Below are 17,308 nucleotides of genomic sequence, written 5' to 3' on the forward strand. Positions count from 1 at the left end.
CGTATCGGCATGGCACCGAGCACCCACACAGTGACCAACCAGGCCCCGCCCCTGGTGGGGTACGACGTCTTCACCGCGGACCGTGCGCTGCGCGAGGCGGTGGACCGGCATGTCGCCCCGGAGGTCCGCGACGAGGCGCACGGGGAGCTCTCGCAGCTCGGCCGGACGGCGGGCTCCGCGCAGGCGCAGGAGTGGGGCGCGCAGGCGAACGACTTCCCGGCGCGGCTGCGGACGCACGACCGGTACGGGAACCGGATCGACGAGGTGGACTTCCATCCCGCCTGGCACCGGCTGCTGGGCCACGCCGTCTCCGCGGGTCTGGTGAACGCGTGGGGCAGACCGGCCGGCCATGTCCGCCGGGCGGCGGGCTTCCTCGTGTGGACGCAGGCGGAGGCCGGTCACGGCTGCCCGCTGTCGATGACGCACGCGGCGGTGCCCGCGCTGCGTACGGACCCGGTGCTCGCGGCCGAGTGGGAGCCGCGGCTGACGTCGGCGGTGTACGAGCAGGGGCTGCGCCCGGCCGGGCTGAAGGGCGGCGTCCTGTTCGGGATGGGCATGACGGAGAAACAGGGCGGCAGCGACGTACGGTCGAACACGACCCGGGCCGAGCCGCTGACGCAGGACGGCGAGTATGTCCTGACCGGCCACAAGTGGTTCTGTTCTGCTCCGATGAGCGACGGTTTTCTGGTGCTGGCCCAGGCCGAGCAGGGCCTGACGTGCTTCCTGGTGCCGCGGGTGCTGGAGGACGGGAGCCGGAACGTCTTCGCGATCCAGCGGCTGAAGGACAAGCTCGGCAACCGGTCCAACGCCTCGGCGGAGGTCGAGTTCGAGGGGACGTGGGCCCGGCGGGTGGGTGAGGAGGGGCGGGGTGTGCGGACCATCATCGGGATGGTGTCGGCGACGCGTCTCGACTGCGTGCTCGGCTCCGCCGCGCTGATGCGGCAGGCGGTGGCGCAGGCGATCCATCACGCGGCGTACCGCGGCGCGTTCGGCGGGCCGCTGATCGACAAGCCGCTGATGCGCAATGTGCTGGCCGATCTGGCGCTGGAGTCGGAGGCGGCGACGACGCTGGGACTGCGGCTGGCGGCGGCGTACGACGCGGACACGGACGAGGAGCGGGCGTTCCTGCGGATCGCGGTGCCCGCGGCCAAGTACTGGGTGACGAAGCGGTGCACCCCGGTGGTGGCGGAGGCGCTGGAGTGCCTGGGCGGCAACGGGTACGTGGAGGAGTCGGGCATGCCGCGGCTGCTGCGCGAGGCGCCGCTGAACTCGATCTGGGAGGGCTCGGGCAATGTGCAGGCGCTCGACGTGCTGCGGGCCCTCCAGCGGGAGCCGCCGGCGCTGAACGCGTTCCTCCAGGAGGTCGGCAGGGCGCGCGGCGCCGATCACCGGCTGGACGCGGCGATCAAGGACCTGCTGACGGAGCTGGCCGACCTGGACGGCATCGAGGCGCGGGCGCGGCGGGTCGTGGAGCGGATGGCGCTGGTGCTCCAGGGGGCGCTGCTGGTGCGGTGGGCGCCGTCGGAGGTGTCGGACGCGTTCTGCGCGTCGCGGCTCGGCGGTGACTGGGGGTCGGCGTTCGGCACGCTGCACCACACACTGCCGCTGGCGGCGATCGTGGAGCGCGCGCGGGCGGTCGTCTGAACGGGCCGGCCGCCCTACGGACCGGCCGGGTGCAAACACCCGCGGGAACGCCGTAGGGCGCGGGCCCCGGTGGCGGCCCGCGCCCTACGGCGTTGTGTGGGTGGTGCTGCGCCGACACGGCACCACCCGCACCGGCGAACCGGTGTGCCGCCACCTTCGTACACGCGCACACCTGTTCGCGACGGTTGCAAAGGGTTGCATTGTTGTCCGGCATAGACCGACGCGCCGTGGCCGGGTGGGGGACGATTGAGCCGGCCACCCCAGCTTGTCGGACAGCGGCGTCGCCGAGGAGGGACCCGTGAAGAACTCATCGCTCGATCTGGCCAGGCTCGCGGCCATGGACACCGCGGACGCCCTGCGACTGCTGAAGGGTGTGCGGGACGCCGCCCTGTCGGGCCGCAGACCGCGGGTCGGGCCGCGGGCGGACATCGACGAGTCGTGGCAGCGCATGCTCCGGCGGGGGCTGGACCCGGACCGGGACCGCCGGGCGGGGCTGCTGCCGCTGGAGGAGATCGAGCGCCGCAGGTACACCTCGCCCTTGCTGGAGGTGCTACCGGTGCTGCGCGAGGGCCTGGTCTCCATGGCGGACGCGGCGCAGCACATCATGGTCGTGGCGGACGCGGAGGGCCGGCTGCTGTGGCGTGAGGGCAGTCCGGCGGTCCTGCGCAAGGGCGACGCGCACGGCTTCGTGCCCGGCGCGGACTGGAAGGAGGAGCTGGTCGGGACGAACGGCATCGGCACTCCCCTTGTGTCCCGGCGCCCTGTCCAGGTCCACTCGGCCGAGCATTTCGTGTCCACGCACCACACCTGGACGTGCGCCGGCGCGCCGATCACCGATCCGCGGGACGGCCGGCTGATCGGTGTCGTCGACATCAGCGGTCCGCTGTCGACCGTGCATCCGGCGACCCTGGCGCTGGTCACCTCGGTCACCCGGCTCGCGGAGGCCGAGCTGCGAAACCGTCACCACCAGACGCTGGACGTGCTGCGCAGTGTCGCCTCGCCGTTGCTGGCGCGCATGGGCGGCCGGGCGCTGGCGGTGGACGCGAACGGCTGGCCGGCCGCGGTGACGGGCATGGCGCCGCCGGGCCGGCTGTCGCTGCCGAAGCAGGTCGGGGCGGGCCGGGCCTGGCTGCCGTCGCTCGGCATGTGCACGCTCGAGCCGCTGCCGGGCGGCTGGTTGATCCGGCCGGACGAGGCGTGTACCGGCGCTCCGGTGGCGGGCCGGGTGGTGCTGGACCTGAGCGTCGCGCGCCGGCCCGTGGTCACGGTCACGGGCGGCTCGGGCAGCTGGTCGCACGAGCTGACTCCCCGCCATGCCGAGCTGCTGTACGCGCTGGCGAAGTGCCGCGACGGGCGGACCGCGGCGCAGCTCGCGCAGGACGTCTTCGACGATCCGACGCGGACGGTGACGGTGCGGGCGGAGATGTCCCGGCTGCGGCGGCATCTGGCGCAGGTCCTGGCGCACCGGCCCTACCGGTTCGCGGAGGAGCTGGAGGTGGAGCTGGTCGTACCGGAGCGCCCGGAGGATCTGCTGCCGCACTCGAGCGCCCCGGCGGTGCGGCTCGGACGGGTGCCGTGATTCCCTGTCGCGCATGAGCACCATCACTGTGACCACCTGGTCCCTGGAGCAGACCTCGGCCGCGGACCTGCGTCCCGCGGCCGACCCCGGGGACGGCGTACGGATCGTGCGGGCCGAGGTGCCTTCGCCCGAGTTCAGCCGCTTCCTCTACGCGTCGGTCGGCGGGGACGTCCGCTGGACCGACCGGCTCTCCCTGACGTACGCCGAGTGGCAGAAGCTGCTGGACCGGCCGGGCGTGGAGACCTGGGTCGCGTACGAGAAGGGGACGCCGGCCGGTTACGCGGAGCTGGCGGCGCAGGGGGACGGGACGGTGGAGATCGTCTACTTCGGGCTGATCCCGGCGTTCCGCGGCCGGCGGATCGGCGGTCATCTGCTGTCGGTGGGGGCGGCGCGCGCCTGGGATCTCGCCGACCGGTGGCCCGGGCTGCCGCGGACGGAGCGGGTGTGGCTGCACACCTGTTCCAAGGACGGTCCGCACGCGATGGACAATTATCTGCGGCGCGGCTTCCGTCTCTTCGACGCGTTGGTGGCGGAGGAGACCGAGGTCCCACCGCCCGGCCCGTGGCCCGGCGCCGCGGTCTGAGCCGTCAGCCGCGCCCGAACACGCCTCCGTCGGCCCGCCTCGTACGGTCTGCGGTGATCCAGGCCACACTGTCTCGCGATGCGGGACAGTGTTGTCCACATTTTGGATGTCGGTGGACTGGGTCCAAAGTCCCATGACACGCTTCCGTCATGTCCAGCACTGGAATTGCCTTGGTGAGTCGGCGGCACGTCGACCTCGGCCGCATGTCCAGCGCCATCTGTCCGGCCTGCTGACAGCTCAGCACCGCCGCACTTCGACTCTCTTCACCCCGCCCTGCGCACCGTCGCGCTTTCCGCGCGAGTGTGCAGCTCAGAGCCGCCCTCCTGCAGTCTCGAAGGACTATCGCCATGGCCGCCAGCCCGGAACAGCCCGACTCCGTCACGCCTCGCCGCAAAGCCGGACGCCACCGCGGCGAGGGTCAGTGGGCCATGGGGCACCACACGCCCCTCAACGGCAACGAGCAGACGAAGAAGGACGACGACGGTCTCAATGTGCGGACACGCATTGAGACGATCTACGCGCACCGCGGTTTCGACTCGATCGACGGTGCCGACCTGCGCGGCCGGATGCGCTGGTGGGGTCTCTACACCCAGCGCAAGCCCGGGATCGACGGCGGCAAGACCGCGATCCTGGAGCCGGAGGAGCTGGACGACGAGTACTTCATGCTGCGGGTCCGCATCGACGGCGGCCGGCTGACCACCGAGCAGCTGCGGGTCATCGGCGAGATCTCCCAGGAGTTCGCCCGCGGCACCGCGGACCTCACCGACCGGCAGAACGTCCAGTACCACTGGATCCGCATCGAGGACGTCCCGGAGATCTGGCGGCGTCTGGAAGCGGTGGGCCTGTCGACGACCGAGGCGTGCGGGGACACTCCCCGTACGATCCTCGGCTCGCCGGTCGCGGGCATCGCCGCCGACGAGATCGTCGACGGCAGCCCCGCCGTCGACGAGATCCACCGCCGGTACATCGGCAACAAGGAATTCTCGAACCTGCCCCGCAAGTTCAAGACTGCGATCTCCGGCTCGCCGCTGCTGGACGTCGCCCACGAGATCAACGACATCGCCTTCGTCGGCGTGCACCACCCGGAGCACGGCCCCGGCTTCGACCTGTGGGTCGGCGGCGGCCTGTCCACCAACCCCAAGCTCGGCGTGCGGCTCGGCGCCTGGGTGCCGCTGGACGAGGTCCCCGACGCCTGGGAGGGCGTGGTCTCGATCTTCCGCGACTACGGCTACCGCCGGCTGCGCAACCGCGCCCGGCTGAAGTTCCTCGTCGCCGACTGGGGGCCCGAGAAGTTCCGCCGGGTCCTCGAGGACGAGTACCTGAAGCGCAAGCTCGTCGACGGTCCGGCGCCCGAGCAGCCCGCGCAGCAGTGGCGCGACCACATCGGTGTCCACCGCCAGCAGGACGGCCGTTTCTACGTCGGCTTCGCGCCGCGCGTCGGCCGCGTCGACGGGGCGACCCTCACCAAGATCGCCGAGCTGGCGGAGGGCCACGGCTCGGGCCGGGTGCGGACCACGGTCGAGCAGAAGATGATCGTGCTGGACGTGACGGAGGACCGGGTCGACTCGCTGGTCGCCGGCCTGGAGGCGCTGGACCTGCGGGTCACGCCGTCGCCGTTCCGGCGGGGCACGATGGCCTGCACCGGCATCGAGTTCTGCAAGCTGGCCATCGTCGAGACCAAGGGCCGCGGCTCCGCCCTGATCGACGAGCTCGAGCGGCGGCTGCCCGGCTTCGAGGAGCCGCTCACCATCAACCTCAACGGCTGCCCCAACGCCTGCGCCCGCATCCAGACCGCGGACATCGGTCTCAAGGGCCAGCTCATGCTGGACGACGAGGGCAACCAGGTCGAGGGCTACCAGGTGCACCTCGGCGGGGCGCTGGGTCTCGACCCGGCGTTCGGCCGCAAGGTCCGCGGTCTGAAGGTCACCTCGGCCGAGCTGCCCGACTACGTCGAGCGGGTCCTCAAGCGCTTCGAGAAGGAGCGCGAGGACGGCGAGCGCTTCGCGACCTGGGCGGCCAGGGCATCAGAGGAGGCCCTCTCATGAGCGAGCGCGCCGCGCCGTTCTACTGCCCGTACTGCGGCGACGAGGACCTTCGTCCCAGCGAAGAAGGTCACGGCGCGTGGGAGTGCGGGGCATGCAATCGGGCCTTCCGGCTGAAGTTCCTCGGGCTGCTGAGCCGGGGACTCCAGCAGGGCGACGGTGGAGGGGAAGCGACATGACGACGGTGCAGGCCGAGCGGGACCTCAAGTCACTGGCCGAGCAGGCGGGCCGGGACCTCGAGGACGCCTCCGCCCTGGAGATCCTTGACTGGGCCACCGAGACCTTCGGCCCCCGTTTCTGCGTCACCTCCTCGATGGAGGACGCGGTGGTCGCCCACCTCGCCTCCCGTGCCATGCCCGGCGTGGACGTGGTCTTCCTCGACACCGGATACCACTTCGAGGAGACCATCGGCACCCGTGACGCGGTGGACGCGGTGATGGACGTCAACGTCATCACCCTCACCCCCCGCCAGACGGTCGCCGAGCAGGACGCCGAGTACGGCCCGAAGCTGCACGACCGCGATCCCGACCTGTGCTGCGCGCTGCGCAAGGTCAAGCCGCTGGAGCAGGGCCTGACCGGATACGACGCGTGGGCGACGGGCCTGCGCCGCGACGAGTCCCCGACCCGGGCGAACACGCCGGTGGTCGGCTGGGACGAGAAGCGGCGCAAGGTCAAGGTCTCCCCGATCGCCCGCTGGACGCAGGACGACGTGGACGCCTACGTCGCCGAGCACGGCGTGCTCACCAACCCGCTGCTCATGGACGGCTACGCCTCCGTCGGCTGCGCGCCCTGCACCCGCCGGGTGCTGGAGGGCGAGGACGCCAGGGCCGGCCGCTGGGCCGGGCGCGGCAAGACCGAGTGCGGGCTGCACGGCTGATGACGACCGATCAGATTCCTTTGGAGAACGACGTGACCGGAGCCACGATCTGGCTCACGGGTCTGCCGAGCGCCGGCAAGACCACCATCGCGTACGAGCTGGCGGACCGGCTGCGCGCGGAGGGCCACCGTGTCGAGCTGCTCGACGGCGACGAGATCCGCGAGTTCCTCTCGGCGGGCCTCGGCTTCAGCCGCGAGGACCGGCACACCAATGTGCAGCGGATCGGCTTCGTCGCCGAACTCCTCGCGTCCAACGGCGTGCAGGTGCTGGTGCCGGTCATCGCCCCGTACGCCGACAGCCGCGAGGCGGTCCGCAAGCGCCACCAGAGCCAGGGCACGCCCTATCTGGAGGTGCACGTCGCCACTCCGGTCGAGGTGTGCTCGGTGCGTGACGTGAAGGGGCTGTACGCCAAGCAGGCCGCGGGCGAGATCAGCGGACTGACCGGAGTCGACGACCCGTACGAGGAGCCCGAGACGCCCGACCTGCGGATCGAGTCCCAGAACCAGACCGTGCGGGAATCCGCCGACGCGGTCCACGCACTGCTCGCCGAAAGGGGTCTGCTGTGACGACCAGCGTCGACATCGTGAGCGAGGGTACGGACAGCCCGTACGCGCTGTCCCACCTGGACGCGCTCGAGTCCGAGGCGGTGCACATCTTCCGCGAGGTGGCGGGCGAGTTCGAGCGGCCGGTGATCCTCTTCTCCGGCGGCAAGGACTCCATCGTCATGCTGCATCTGGCGCTGAAGGCGTTCGCGCCGGCGGCGGTGCCGTTCTCGCTGCTGCACGTGGACACCGGGCACAACTTCCCCGAGGTCCTCGAATACCGCGACCGCACCGTCGCCCGGCACGGGCTGCGGCTGCATGTGGCCTCCGTGCAGGAGTACATCGACGCGGGCAAGCTGCGCGAGCGCCCCGACGGCACCCGCAACCCGCTGCAGACCGTGCCGCTGACCGAGGCCATCCAGGAGCACCGCTTCGACGCGGTGTTCGGCGGCGGCCGCCGCGACGAGGAGAAGGCGCGGGCCAAGGAGCGGGTGTTCAGCCTCCGCGACGAGTTCTCGCAGTGGGACCCGCGCCGCCAGCGCCCCGAGCTGTGGCAGCTCTACAACGGCCGCCACGCCCCCGGCGAGCACGTCCGGGTGTTCCCGCTCTCCAACTGGACCGAGCTGGACGTGTGGCAGTACATCCAGCGCGAGAAGATCGAGCTGCCGCAGATCTACTTCGCCCACGAGCGCGAGGTGTTCAAGCGTTCCGGCATGTGGCTGACCGCCGGCGAGTGGGGCGGCCCGAAGGACACCGAGACGTCCGAGAAGCGGCTGGTCCGCTACCGCACCGTCGGCGACATGTCCTGCACCGGCGCCGTCGACTCCGACGCCACCACGCTCGAAGCCGTGATCACCGAGATCGCCGCCTCCCGTCTCACCGAGCGGGGCGCCACCCGCGCCGACGACAAGATGTCAGAGGCCGCGATGGAAGACCGCAAGCGCGAAGGGTACTTCTAGACATGACCAGCCCCACCGAGCAGCTGGCGGAACAGGTCTCCGCCACCACCCTGCTGCGCTTCGCCACCGCCGGGTCCGTGGACGACGGCAAGTCCACCCTCGTCGGGCGGCTGCTGCACGACTCCAAGTCGGTCCTCACCGACCAGCTGGAGGCCGTGGAGCACGCCTCCCGCAGCCGCGGGCAGGAGACCCCCGACCTGGCGCTGCTCACCGACGGCCTGCGCGCCGAGCGTGAGCAGGGCATCACCATCGACGTGGCCTACCGCTACTTCGCCACGCCCCGCCGCCGGTTCATCCTCGCCGACACCCCCGGGCATGTGCAGTACACCCGGAACATGGTCACCGGAGCCTCCACCGCCGAACTCGCGGTCGTCCTCGTCGACGCCCGCAACGGCGTCGTCGAGCAGACCCGCCGGCACGCCGCGGTCGCCGCCCTGCTGCGCGTGCCGCACGTGGTCCTGGCCGTCAACAAGATGGACCTCGTGGACTACGCGGAGCCCGTCTTCGCGAAGATCGCCGAGGAGTTCACGGCGTACGCCGCCTCGCTGGGCGTCCCCGAGATCACCGCGATCCCGATCTCCGCGCTCGCCGGTGACAACGTGGTGGACCCGTCCGCGAACATGGACTGGTACGGCGGGCCGACCGTGCTCGAACACCTCGAGACCGTGCCCGTCAGCCACGACCTGGCCACCTGCCACGCCCGGCTGCCCGTGCAGTACGTGATCCGGCCGCAGACGGCCGAGCACCCCGACTACCGCGGCTACGCGGGCCAGATCGCCGCCGGCGCCTTCCGCGTCGGCGAGTCCGTCACGGTGCTGCCCTCCGGCCGCACCTCGAAGGTCTCCGCCATCGACCTGCTGGGCGAACCGGTGGACGTGGCCTGGACGCCGCAGTCGGTCACGCTGCTGCTGGAGGACGACATCGACGTCTCCCGCGGCGACCTGATCGTGCCGACCGACGACGCCCCGCCGACCACGCAGGACGTCGAGGCGACCGTCTGCCACGTCGCCGACCAGCCGCTCACCGTCGGCCAGCGGGTGCTGCTCAAGCACACCACCCGCACCGTGAAGGCGATCGTCAAGGAGATCCCCTCGCGGCTCACCCTCGACGACCTCTCCCAGCACCCGGCCCCCGGGCAGCTCGTCGCCAACGACATAGGCCGCGTCAAGGTGCGCACCGCCGAGCCGCTGGCGCTCGACTCGTACGCGCACTCGCGCCGCACCGGGTCGTTCCTGCTCATCGACCCCGCCGACGGCACGACGCTCGCCGCGGGCATGGCGGGCGACGCCTTCGCCGCAGAGACCGCCCCCGCCGAGCAGTCCGCCGACGACGCGGCCTGGGACTTCTGATGACCGACGTCTTCTCGACCTTCGCCAAGGAGGGCGGCCGCGTAGGCAGCGGGGCTCTCGGCGCGGGCACGGGCGGGGTGGCGCGATGTGCGCGATGACCGCAGTACCGAGGGCGCTGCCCGAGCGCGCCCCCGGCGTCCCGCACCGCCGAAAACCTGACCGCCCGCCGACGACCCGGCCCGACCTGACGTAGGGACCGGGCCTACGAGAGGAAGACCTCCCGTGCCAGCCACCCGTACGTTCCTGGGCCGCGGCCTCGCCGCCGCAGCCGCCCTGCCGCTCCTCGCCGTGGTCCTCACGGCCTGCGGCTACGGCTCCCAGGCCGTGAAGGCACCCGTCGCCCACGCGGCGAAGGGCCCGCGGGTCGGGGGTCTGGACACCGTACGGATCGGGTACTTCCCCAACCTCACCCATGCCACCGCGCTCGTGGGCGACCGGGAGGGCATCCTCCAGCGGGAGCTGGGCGGCACCAAGGTGTCGACCGCGAGCTTCAACGCCGGCCCCTCCGAGATCGAGGCCCTGAACGCGGGCTCGATCGACATCGGGTTCATCGGCCCCTCCCCCGCCGTCAACGCCTATGTGAAGTCCAGTGGCGAGAGCCTGCGGATCATCGGCGGTTCCGCGTCCGGCGGGGTGAAGCTCGTCGTCAACCCGGAGAAGATCACCTCCCCGGCCGACGTCGAGGGCAAGCGGATCGCCACCCCGCAGCTCGGCAACACGCAGGACGTGGCGTTCCTCAACTGGGCCGCGGAGCAGGGCTGGAAGATCGACCCCCAGAGCGGCAAGGGCGACGTCTCGGCGGTCCGGATGCAGCCCAAGGTGACGCCGGGCGCCTACCGGTCCGGGGCGATCGACGGGGCGTGGATGCCGGAGCCCGCCGCCTCCAGGCTGGTGGCCGCGGGCGCGAAGGTGCTGGTGGACGAGGCGGACCTGTGGCCGGACGGGAAGTTCGTGATCACGAACATCGTCGTGTCGCAGAAGTTCCTCAAGGCGCATCCGGCGGTCGTCGAGGCGGTGCTGCGCGGCACGGTGAAGACGAACGCCTGGATCAACGCCCACCCCGACGAGGCGAAGGAAGCGGCGAACGCGAAGCTCCAGGAGCTGACCGGCAAGCCGCTGCCGCCGGAGGTGATCGACCCGGCGTGGAAGTCGCTCCGGTTCACCGACGACCCGCTGGCCGCGACGCTCGACGCACAGGCGGACCACGCGGTGCGGGCGGGCCTGCTGGAACAGCCCGACCTCGCCGGGATCTACGACCTGAAGCCGCTGAACAAGGTCCTCGGCGCCGCGGGCGCGCCCGAGGTCTCCGACGCCGGACTCGGCGTCAAGTGATCCGTACCAGCCGAGTTCCCCAGGAGGTGACGACCATGGCCACTGCCCTCGCCAAGGCCGAGGACCGCGTGAGTGTCGAGCAGACGTACGCGGCTCGTATCGGGCATGTCTCCAAGTCCTTCAACGGGCCCGCCGGGCCGCAGCTCGTGCTGGACGACATCACGCTCGATGTCGCGCCGGGCGAGTTCGTCACCCTGCTGGGAGCGTCCGGCTGCGGCAAGTCGACGCTGCTGAACCTGGTCGCGGGACTCGACCGGCCGACCGCGGGTTCCATCGAGACACCCGGCGGCCGGCCCGCCCTGATGTTCCAGGAGCACGCCCTGTTCCCGTGGCTGACCGCGGGCAAGAACATCGAACTGGCGCTCAGGCTGCGCGGCGTGCCGAAGAACGTGCGGCGCGGCGAGGCCGAGCGGCTGCTGGAGCTGGTGCGGCTGGGCGGCGCGTACCGCAAGCGGGTGCACGAGCTGTCGGGCGGGATGCGGCAGCGGGTCGCCATGGCCCGCGCGCTGGCGCAGGACAGCCAGCTGCTGCTGATGGACGAGCCGTTCGCGGCGCTCGACGCCATCACCCGGGACGTACTGCACGACGAGCTGACCCGGATCTGGCGGGAGACGAACGTCTCCGTCCTGTTCGTCACCCACAACGTCCGTGAGGCGGTGCGGCTCGCGCAGCGGGTGGTGCTGCTGTCGTCACGGCCCGGGCGGGTAGCGCGGGAGTGGAGCGTCGGCATCGAGCAGCCGCGGCGTATCGAGGACACCGAGGTGGCGGAGCTGTCCGTCGAGATCACCGAAGAACTGCGTGGGGAGATCCGCCGACATGGCCAGCACTGACACGACCGAGGCCGCGGGGAAGGGCTCCGGCAGGACCGACGACCTGGCGGGTCTCGAGGCGGGGCTCGACGCGCTGGACGCGGTGCAGGTGAGCCGCACGCCGGTGCGCGAGGTGCTGCTGAAGAAGGTGCTGCCGCCGCTCACCGCCGTGGCGCTGGTGCTCCTCGCCTGGCAGGTGCTGGTGTGGGCGGAGGTCACCGAGGACTACAAGCTGCCCGCGCCGTCCGCGGTGTGGGACAGCGTGTCCGGCATGTGGTTGCAGGGCACGCTGTTCGAGGTCATCTGGACCAGCGTCTCCCGCGGTCTGCTCGGCTTCCTGCTGGCCCTCGCCATCGGCACCCCGCTCGGACTGCTGGTGGCCCGGGTCAGGTTCGTCCGTGCCGCGATCGGGCCGATCCTGTCGGGCCTGCAGTCGCTGCCGTCCGTCGCCTGGGTGCCGCCGGCCGTGATCTGGCTCGGGCTGAACGACAAGATGATGTTCGCCGTGATCCTGCTGGGCGCGGTCCCGTCGATCGCGAACGGCCTGGTCTCCGGCGTCGACCAGGTGCCGCCGCTGTTCCTGCGGGCCGGCCGCACACTGGGCGCGACCGGGCTGCGCGGCGCCTGGCACATCGTGATGCCGGCGGCGCTGCCCGGCTATGTGGCGGGGCTGAAGCAGGGCTGGGCGTTCTCCTGGCGTTCGCTGATGGCCGCGGAGATCATCGCCTCCTCCCCCGACCTCGGCCTCGGCCTCGGCCAGTTGCTGGAGAACGGCCGCAACAACGCCGACATGCCAGGCGTGTTCCTCGCCATCCTGCTGATCCTGATCGTCGGCATCGCGATCGACCTGCTGATCTTCAGTCCGCTGGAGCGGTGGGTCCTGCGCAGCCGCGGTCTGCTCGTGCGGAGCTGAGCCGATGACCCACGGACCGGTCCTCCTCGTCATAGCGCACGGCAGCCGCGACCCGCGGCACGCCGCGACCGTCGACGCCCTGGTGCGGCGGGTGCGCGCCATGCGGCCGGGGCTGCGCGTCGAGACCGCGTTCCTCGACTTCAACGCCCCCTCGGTGCCGCGGGCCCTCGACCGGCTGGCGGCCGACGGCGTACGGGACGTGGTGGCGCTGCCGCTGCTGCTGACGCGCGCCTTCCACGCCAAGGCGGACATCCCGGCCGTGCTGCGCCAGGCGCCGCCCACGCTGCGCGTCCGCCGGGCCGCGGTCCTCGGCCCGTCGCCGCTGCTGCTCGCCGCGGTCGAACGACGGCTGTACGAGGCGGGCCTCACCCCCGCCGACAAGAGCTCGACCGGCCTGGTCCTGGCCGCCGCGGGCTCCACAGACCCGGAGGCGATCGCAGTGATCGCTCACACAGCGCGGGAGCTGCGGCACACCGGTTGGTGCGCCGTGCGGCCTGCGTTCGCCTCCGCATCCCTTCCGCGCACCGAGGACGCGGTCCGCGCCCTGCGCTCCGACGGCGCCGCCCGCGTCGCCGTGGCCCCGTACGTGATCGCCCCGGGCCGCCTCCCCGACCGCATCACGGCGGGCGCCGCCGACGCGGACACCGTCTCCGACGTCCTGGGCGCCGCGCCGGAACTGGCCCGGCTGCTGGTGCGTCGCTACGAGGAGTCGCTGGCGGAACACCTGCTGGCGGTGGGCGCGTAGCCCTGCGGAGCGGGTTCGTGCCCAGGGGGCCGGGGGCGACCTGAACGTCACCTACCGCCGGGGTGGCGTCACCAGGCCCAGCTCGTACGCCGTGATGACCAGGTGCACCCGGTCGCGGGCGTCCAGCTTCGTCAGGAGTCTGCCCACATGAGCCTTGGCCGTGGCCATGCTGATGTGCAGTTGTGCGGCGATCTCCGGGTTGGACAGTCCGCTGCCGACCAGGGTCAGTACCTCCCGTTCGCGAGCGGTGATGCCTTCCACCAGCCTCGGGGGCGACTGGGCGGCGACCGGGCGGGCCGCGAACTCCGCGATCAGGCGGCGTGTCACGCTCGGCGCGATGAGGGCGTCTCCCGCGGCGACGACCTCGATCGCCGTGAGGATCTGGTCCATGTCCATGTCCTTGACGAGGAAGCCGCTCGCCCCGGCACGCAGCGCGCCGTACACGTACTCGTCGTCGTCGAATGTGGTGAAGACCAGGACCTTCGATGGTGTGCCGGCGCCCGCGGTGATCCGCCGTGCGGCCTCAATGCCGTCCATGACAGGCATCCGGATGTCCATCACCACCACATCGGGCGCCAGCCGGTCCGCGAGCCGCACCACCTCTTCGCCGTTGGCCGCCTCGCCCGCCACCTCCAGTCCGGGGCGGTCCGCGATCAGTACCCGCAGCCCGTGCCGGACCAGCGGTTGGTCGTCGGTGAGCAGCACCCGGATCATCCGACCGCCACCGGCACCGGGAGCCGCGCCGCCACGCAGAAGCCGCCCTCGGGGCGGGGCCCCGCCGTGAACTCGCCGTGCAGCAGCGCCGCCCGCTCCCTCATGCCCGTCAGCCCGTAGCCGGCCGCACCGGGCAGACCAACCCTTAGGGGCTTTCATGCGCCGATCATAGGCAGGCGGCCCCCGCCCGGCATCGGCCCGCGGGCTTACGCCCGGGGGCTACCCCGTACGCCCCGAATACAGCCGCCGGCCCGATGCCCGAGGCCCGTCCGCCCCGGCAGCGTGGAGCGTGTGATCGAAGCAACCGAACTGACCAAGCGCTACGGCGCGAACACCGCCGTGGACCGCCTCTCCTTCACCGTGCGCCCGGGCCGGGTCACCGGGTTCCTCGGCCCGAACGGTGCCGGGAAGAGCACCACGCTGCGGATGGCCCTCGGTCTGAGCCGGCCCACCGGCGGCACCGTCACCGTCGACGGGCAGCCGTTCGGCGACCATCCCCGTGGCCTACGGCACGTCGGCGCCCTGCTCGACGCCCACGACGTGCACGGCGGCCGCACCGCCCGCGCGCATCCGACGGCGCTGGCGGTGGGGAACGGTCTGCCACGCCGGCGGGTCGCCGAGGTGCTGGCGGAGGCCGGCATGACGGACGCGGCCGGCCGGAGGATCGACGGGTTCTCCCTGGGGATGAAACAGCGGCTCGGCATCGCCGCCGCTCTGCTCGGCGATCCGCCTGTGCTGCTCTTCGACGAACCGCTCAACGGCCTCGACCCGGAAGGTGTGCGCTGGATCAGACACATCGAAGTGGGGCGCGCAGCACTGGCAAAAACCTCTCACCAGCAAGACGCGTAGGACGACCCGTCACGATGCGGCGAGCATCGCGATCGGCAGACGCGCCCAAGGGCACCCGATCCGGCGACGGACGACACCGCCCCGCACCCACCAGAGCGATGGATGCGGCCATCGGACCGTCCAGGCCGACTCGGGCACCCTCGGGTGTGAGGAACCCCGCCCCCGCATCCCCGGACCACACACACGATGCGTGCCACCGGACGCGGAGCGAACGCGGGCGACCAGGACACCCAACACCGTTCGGGATGTCCGCAGTAACCAGGAATGGGTCCAAGACTCACTCCTGCTCACTGACTAGTCTTCTGAGTCGGGAATTCTGTTCAGATATGAGGCGAGGCGTTCGAGGATCTCGTCGGCGGTCTTCGTCCAGACATAGGGCTTCGGTTCGGTGTTCCAGGCGGCGATCCAGTCGCGGATGTCCTTCTCCAGGGCTTGGACGGATCTGTGGACGCCTCGTCGTATCTGCTTGTTGGTGAGTTCGGCGAACCATCGCTCGACGAGGTTCAGCCAGGACGACCCGGTCGGTGTGAAGTGCAGGTGGAAGCGTGGGTGGGCCAGCAGCCACTTCTTGATGGCAGGTGTTTTGTGGGTGGCGTAGTTGTCGCAGATCAGGTGGACGTCCAGGCCACCGGGTACCTCTTTGTCGAGCTTGACGAGGAACTTCTTGAACTCCTCGGCGCGGTGGCGGCGGTGCAGGGAGCCGATGACTTTGCCGGTGGCGACTTCCAGTGCGGCGAACAGTGTGGTGGTGCCAGCGCGAACGTAGTCGTGGGTGGCCCGCTCGGGAACCCCGGGCATCATCGGCAGCACGGGCTGGGGCCGGTCCAGGGCTTGGATCTGCGACTTCTCATCCACGCAGAACACCAACGCCCGCTCCGGCGGGTCCAGATACAACCCAACGACGTCGTGGACCTTGTCGACGAAGTACGGATCGGTCGAGAGCTTGAAGGTCTCCGACCGGTGCGGCTGCAACCCGAAGGCCCGCCAGATCCGTGACACCGACGACTGCGACAGGCCCATCTCCTTCGCCATCGACCGAGTCGACCAGTGTGTTGCGTTCTTCGGTGTGGATTCCAGCGTCCTGGTGACCACCGCGGCGACCTGCTCGTCCGTCACCGTCCTGGGCCCGCCCGGACGCGGCATGTCGCCAAGACCGGCAATCCGGTACTGCACGAACCGAGCCCGCCAACGGCCCACCGCATGAGGTGTGGAACCGAGTTGAGCAGCCACATCCTTGTTCGAGGCGCCCTCAGCGCACGCCAAGACGATCCGACACCGCAAAGCCCACGCCTGCGGCGTGGAACGACGCCGCACCCACCCCTCGAGTGCAGCCCGCTCCTCGTCCGACAGTCTCAACTCGGCCTTCGGCCGACCCGTCCGCGCCATGAGACAAGCCTATACATCTGAACAGAATTCCCGACTCAGAAGACTAGGAACGGTCGAAGTAGAAGTCGACGGCGGTCCGGCTGCCGGTGTCCGTGGAGGTCATGCCGACGACCCTAGCCATCAAGTGGCCTGCGCCCCTGGGCCATTGACCGGCCGCTTCACCGGGCCACTTCGACGCCGGGGCACTCCGCCAGGCCATTTCCGCCCGGGCCGCTTGCGCCCGACCGCTTGCGCCTGGGCCGCTTGCGTCAGTCGCGGGTCATCTCCACGAGTTTGACGACGGTGTTCCAGTTGCGGCTGGTGGCGACGAGGCCCTTGAGCAGGCCGGGCCGGGAGAGCGTGGCCGCGAGCTTCGAGCGGCCGAGGCCTTCCGGCGTGTACAGGTACAGGGCGCGGTCGCCGAGCCGGAACTCCTCCGGCAGATGGGCCGCCGCGTCGACGGACGCGAAGCGGTCGGCGGTGACGGGCCCGGAGAAGAAGGTGACGTGCAGCTGCTTGCCTTCGAGGGAGGCCGCCGGGAAGGGGCAGTCCTCGGCGACCGCACGCAGGTACCGCGCGCCGCGCACCAGGGTGTCGACCCGGAAGCCGAACTCCTTCTCGATCGCCTGCTCCAGCGCGGCGGCGAGGACGTTCTCGTCCGTCTCCCCGCTGCTGAACACCGCGTTGCCGCTCTGCAGGTAGGTGGCGACGTCCGCGTACCCCAAACCGTCGAGCACGGCGCGCAGTTGCGCCATGGGGACCTTCTTGGCGCCGCCGACGTTGATCCCGCGCAGGAGGGCCGCATACTTCGTCGTCATGCCGGAACGATAGGTGGTCGCCGCGCCCCGTGGGGGAGGGCGCGGCGACCACCGGTTTCAGCGGCGTGGGCCGTCGGTCACTCGACGATCTTCAGCAGCTTGTTGGGCGTTCCCGCGCTCGGGTTGGTGATCTTGTCGGCCGTCGCACCCTCGGTGAGGGCGGTGGCGACCTCCTCCGGGGTGGCCTC

Annotated in this window: 17 protein-coding genes and 3 pseudogenes; 16 read left to right on the plus strand and 4 right to left on the minus strand. The window is 71.3% G+C overall.

Going from position 1 to position 17,308, the window contains the following annotated elements:
• The first annotated feature begins 9 nt into the window (after window positions 1-9).
• From ACWD01_RS10765 to ACWD01_RS10830, 14 genes are all read left to right on the plus strand, one after another.
• Entirely contained in the window at window positions 10-1,644 is a 1,635-nt protein-coding gene (locus tag ACWD01_RS10765; protein ID WP_451160256.1) for an acyl-CoA dehydrogenase family protein, read from the plus strand.
• 298 nt (window positions 1,645-1,942) lie between these two features.
• Entirely contained in the window at window positions 1,943-3,223 is a 1,281-nt protein-coding gene (locus tag ACWD01_RS10770; protein WP_451160258.1) for a GAF domain-containing protein, read from the plus strand.
• Between the two features lie 13 nt (window positions 3,224-3,236).
• A complete protein-coding gene (locus tag ACWD01_RS10775; RefSeq protein WP_451160260.1) occupies window positions 3,237-3,806 on the plus strand; it encodes a GNAT family N-acetyltransferase in 570 nt (189 codons plus the stop codon).
• A 149-nt stretch (window positions 3,807-3,955) separates the two neighbouring features.
• On the plus strand, window positions 3,956-4,039 hold the full coding sequence (locus ACWD01_RS10780) for a putative leader peptide (RefSeq protein WP_310650533.1): 84 nt from the start codon (window positions 3,956-3,958) through the stop codon (window positions 4,037-4,039).
• A gap of 114 nt (window positions 4,040-4,153) precedes the next feature.
• Entirely contained in the window at window positions 4,154-5,851 is a 1,698-nt protein-coding gene (locus tag ACWD01_RS10785) for a nitrite/sulfite reductase (RefSeq protein ID WP_451160262.1), read from the plus strand.
• The gene (locus tag ACWD01_RS10790; RefSeq protein ID WP_356897475.1) at window positions 5,848-6,027 is read left to right on the plus strand and encodes a hypothetical protein; all 180 of its coding nucleotides are present in this window, start codon (window positions 5,848-5,850) and stop codon (window positions 6,025-6,027) included. Before ACWD01_RS10785 ends, ACWD01_RS10790 begins: the two co-directional genes overlap by 4 nt.
• On the plus strand, window positions 6,024-6,725 hold the full coding sequence (locus ACWD01_RS10795) for a phosphoadenylyl-sulfate reductase (RefSeq protein ID WP_451160264.1): 702 nt from the start codon (window positions 6,024-6,026) through the stop codon (window positions 6,723-6,725). Before ACWD01_RS10790 ends, ACWD01_RS10795 begins: the two co-directional genes overlap by 4 nt.
• On the plus strand, window positions 6,725-7,291 hold the full coding sequence (gene cysC / locus ACWD01_RS10800) for an adenylyl-sulfate kinase (RefSeq protein WP_451160266.1): 567 nt from the start codon (window positions 6,725-6,727) through the stop codon (window positions 7,289-7,291). Before ACWD01_RS10795 ends, cysC begins: the two co-directional genes overlap by 1 nt.
• Window positions 7,288-8,226: a sulfate adenylyltransferase subunit CysD gene (gene cysD / locus ACWD01_RS10805; RefSeq protein WP_451160268.1), complete on the plus strand. Its 939-nt coding sequence runs from the start codon at window positions 7,288-7,290 to the stop codon at window positions 8,224-8,226. Before cysC ends, cysD begins: the two co-directional genes overlap by 4 nt.
• A 2-nt stretch (window positions 8,227-8,228) precedes the next feature.
• Window positions 8,229-9,575 (plus strand): sulfate adenylyltransferase subunit 1, encoded by a 1,347-nt coding sequence (locus tag ACWD01_RS10810; protein WP_451160270.1) that lies wholly within the window; start codon window positions 8,229-8,231, stop codon window positions 9,573-9,575.
• Window positions 9,576-9,797: 222 nt separating this feature from the next.
• Window positions 9,798-10,907 (plus strand): aliphatic sulfonate ABC transporter substrate-binding protein, encoded by a 1,110-nt coding sequence (locus ACWD01_RS10815; protein ID WP_451160272.1) that lies wholly within the window; start codon window positions 9,798-9,800, stop codon window positions 10,905-10,907.
• Between the two features lie 35 nt (window positions 10,908-10,942).
• Window positions 10,943-11,737: an ABC transporter ATP-binding protein gene (locus ACWD01_RS10820; protein WP_451160274.1), complete on the plus strand. Its 795-nt coding sequence runs from the start codon at window positions 10,943-10,945 to the stop codon at window positions 11,735-11,737.
• On the plus strand, window positions 11,724-12,629 hold the full coding sequence (locus ACWD01_RS10825; RefSeq protein WP_451160276.1) for an ABC transporter permease: 906 nt from the start codon (window positions 11,724-11,726) through the stop codon (window positions 12,627-12,629). Before ACWD01_RS10820 ends, ACWD01_RS10825 begins: the two co-directional genes overlap by 14 nt.
• Before the next feature lie 4 nt (window positions 12,630-12,633).
• Window positions 12,634-13,374 carry a sirohydrochlorin chelatase gene (locus ACWD01_RS10830; RefSeq protein ID WP_451160278.1) on the plus strand — a complete coding sequence of 247 codons (741 nt, stop codon included), beginning with the start codon at window positions 12,634-12,636 and terminating at the stop codon, window positions 13,372-13,374.
• A 51-nt stretch (window positions 13,375-13,425) separates the two neighbouring features.
• On the opposite strand, the gene ACWD01_RS10835 is transcribed toward ACWD01_RS10830, so the two are convergent.
• Both ACWD01_RS10835 and ACWD01_RS10840 read right to left on the minus strand, forming a co-directional pair.
• Window positions 13,426-14,088 carry a response regulator gene (locus ACWD01_RS10835; protein WP_451160280.1) on the minus strand — a complete coding sequence of 221 codons (663 nt, stop codon included), beginning with the start codon at window positions 14,086-14,088 and terminating at the stop codon, window positions 13,426-13,428.
• Window positions 14,085-14,210, minus strand: a pseudogene (locus tag ACWD01_RS10840) (sensor histidine kinase); the annotation flags it as partial. The pseudogene ACWD01_RS10840 and the gene ACWD01_RS10835, both read right to left, overlap by 4 nt.
• Window positions 14,211-14,379: 169 nt before the next feature.
• Here ACWD01_RS10840 and ACWD01_RS10845 point away from each other — a divergent pair.
• Window positions 14,380-14,916: pseudogene (locus tag ACWD01_RS10845) on the plus strand (ATP-binding cassette domain-containing protein); the annotation flags it as partial.
• Window positions 14,882-15,235: pseudogene (locus tag ACWD01_RS10850) on the plus strand (IS200/IS605 family accessory protein TnpB-related protein); the annotation flags it as partial. The pseudogenes ACWD01_RS10845 and ACWD01_RS10850, both read left to right, overlap by 35 nt.
• On the opposite strand, the gene ACWD01_RS10855 reads toward ACWD01_RS10850, so the two are convergent.
• On the minus strand, window positions 15,232-16,323 hold the full coding sequence (locus ACWD01_RS10855; RefSeq protein ID WP_451160282.1) for an IS630 family transposase: 1,092 nt from the start codon (window positions 16,321-16,323) through the stop codon (window positions 15,232-15,234). The pseudogene ACWD01_RS10850 and the gene ACWD01_RS10855 overlap by 4 nt on opposite strands.
• Window positions 16,324-16,571: 248 nt before the next feature.
• Complete coding sequence (locus ACWD01_RS10860; RefSeq protein ID WP_451160284.1) at window positions 16,572-17,120, minus strand: DUF1697 domain-containing protein; 549 nt, start codon at window positions 17,118-17,120, stop codon at window positions 16,572-16,574.
• Window positions 17,121-17,308: the final 188 nt, after the last annotated feature.

The sequence above is a fragment of the Streptomyces sp. NPDC002835 genome (assembly GCF_053591995.1).

Coding starts and splice junctions, on each gene's coding strand:
- ACWD01_RS10780 (WP_310650533.1), top strand. CDS start 3,956: ATGTCCAGCACTGGAATTGCCTTGGTGAGTCGGCGGCACGTCGACCTC.
- ACWD01_RS10790 (WP_356897475.1), top strand. CDS start 5,848: ATGAGCGAGCGCGCCGCGCCGTTCTACTGCCCGTACTGCGGCGACGAG.
- ACWD01_RS10785 (WP_451160262.1), top strand. CDS start 4,154: ATGGCCGCCAGCCCGGAACAGCCCGACTCCGTCACGCCTCGCCGCAAA.
- cysC (WP_451160266.1), top strand. CDS start 6,725: ATGACGACCGATCAGATTCCTTTGGAGAACGACGTGACCGGAGCCACG.
- ACWD01_RS10765 (WP_451160256.1), top strand. CDS start 10: ATGGCACCGAGCACCCACACAGTGACCAACCAGGCCCCGCCCCTGGTG.
- ACWD01_RS10820 (WP_451160274.1), top strand. CDS start 10,943: ATGGCCACTGCCCTCGCCAAGGCCGAGGACCGCGTGAGTGTCGAGCAG.
- ACWD01_RS10825 (WP_451160276.1), top strand. CDS start 11,724: ATGGCCAGCACTGACACGACCGAGGCCGCGGGGAAGGGCTCCGGCAGG.
- ACWD01_RS10775 (WP_451160260.1), top strand. CDS start 3,237: ATGAGCACCATCACTGTGACCACCTGGTCCCTGGAGCAGACCTCGGCC.
- ACWD01_RS10860 (WP_451160284.1), bottom strand. CDS start 17,120: ATGACGACGAAGTATGCGGCCCTCCTGCGCGGGATCAACGTCGGCGGC.
- ACWD01_RS10830 (WP_451160278.1), top strand. CDS start 12,634: ATGACCCACGGACCGGTCCTCCTCGTCATAGCGCACGGCAGCCGCGAC.
- ACWD01_RS10855 (WP_451160282.1), bottom strand. CDS start 16,323: ATGGCGCGGACGGGTCGGCCGAAGGCCGAGTTGAGACTGTCGGACGAG.
- ACWD01_RS10810 (WP_451160270.1), top strand. CDS start 8,229: ATGACCAGCCCCACCGAGCAGCTGGCGGAACAGGTCTCCGCCACCACC.
- ACWD01_RS10795 (WP_451160264.1), top strand. CDS start 6,024: ATGACGACGGTGCAGGCCGAGCGGGACCTCAAGTCACTGGCCGAGCAG.
- ACWD01_RS10835 (WP_451160280.1), bottom strand. CDS start 14,088: ATGATCCGGGTGCTGCTCACCGACGACCAACCGCTGGTCCGGCACGGG.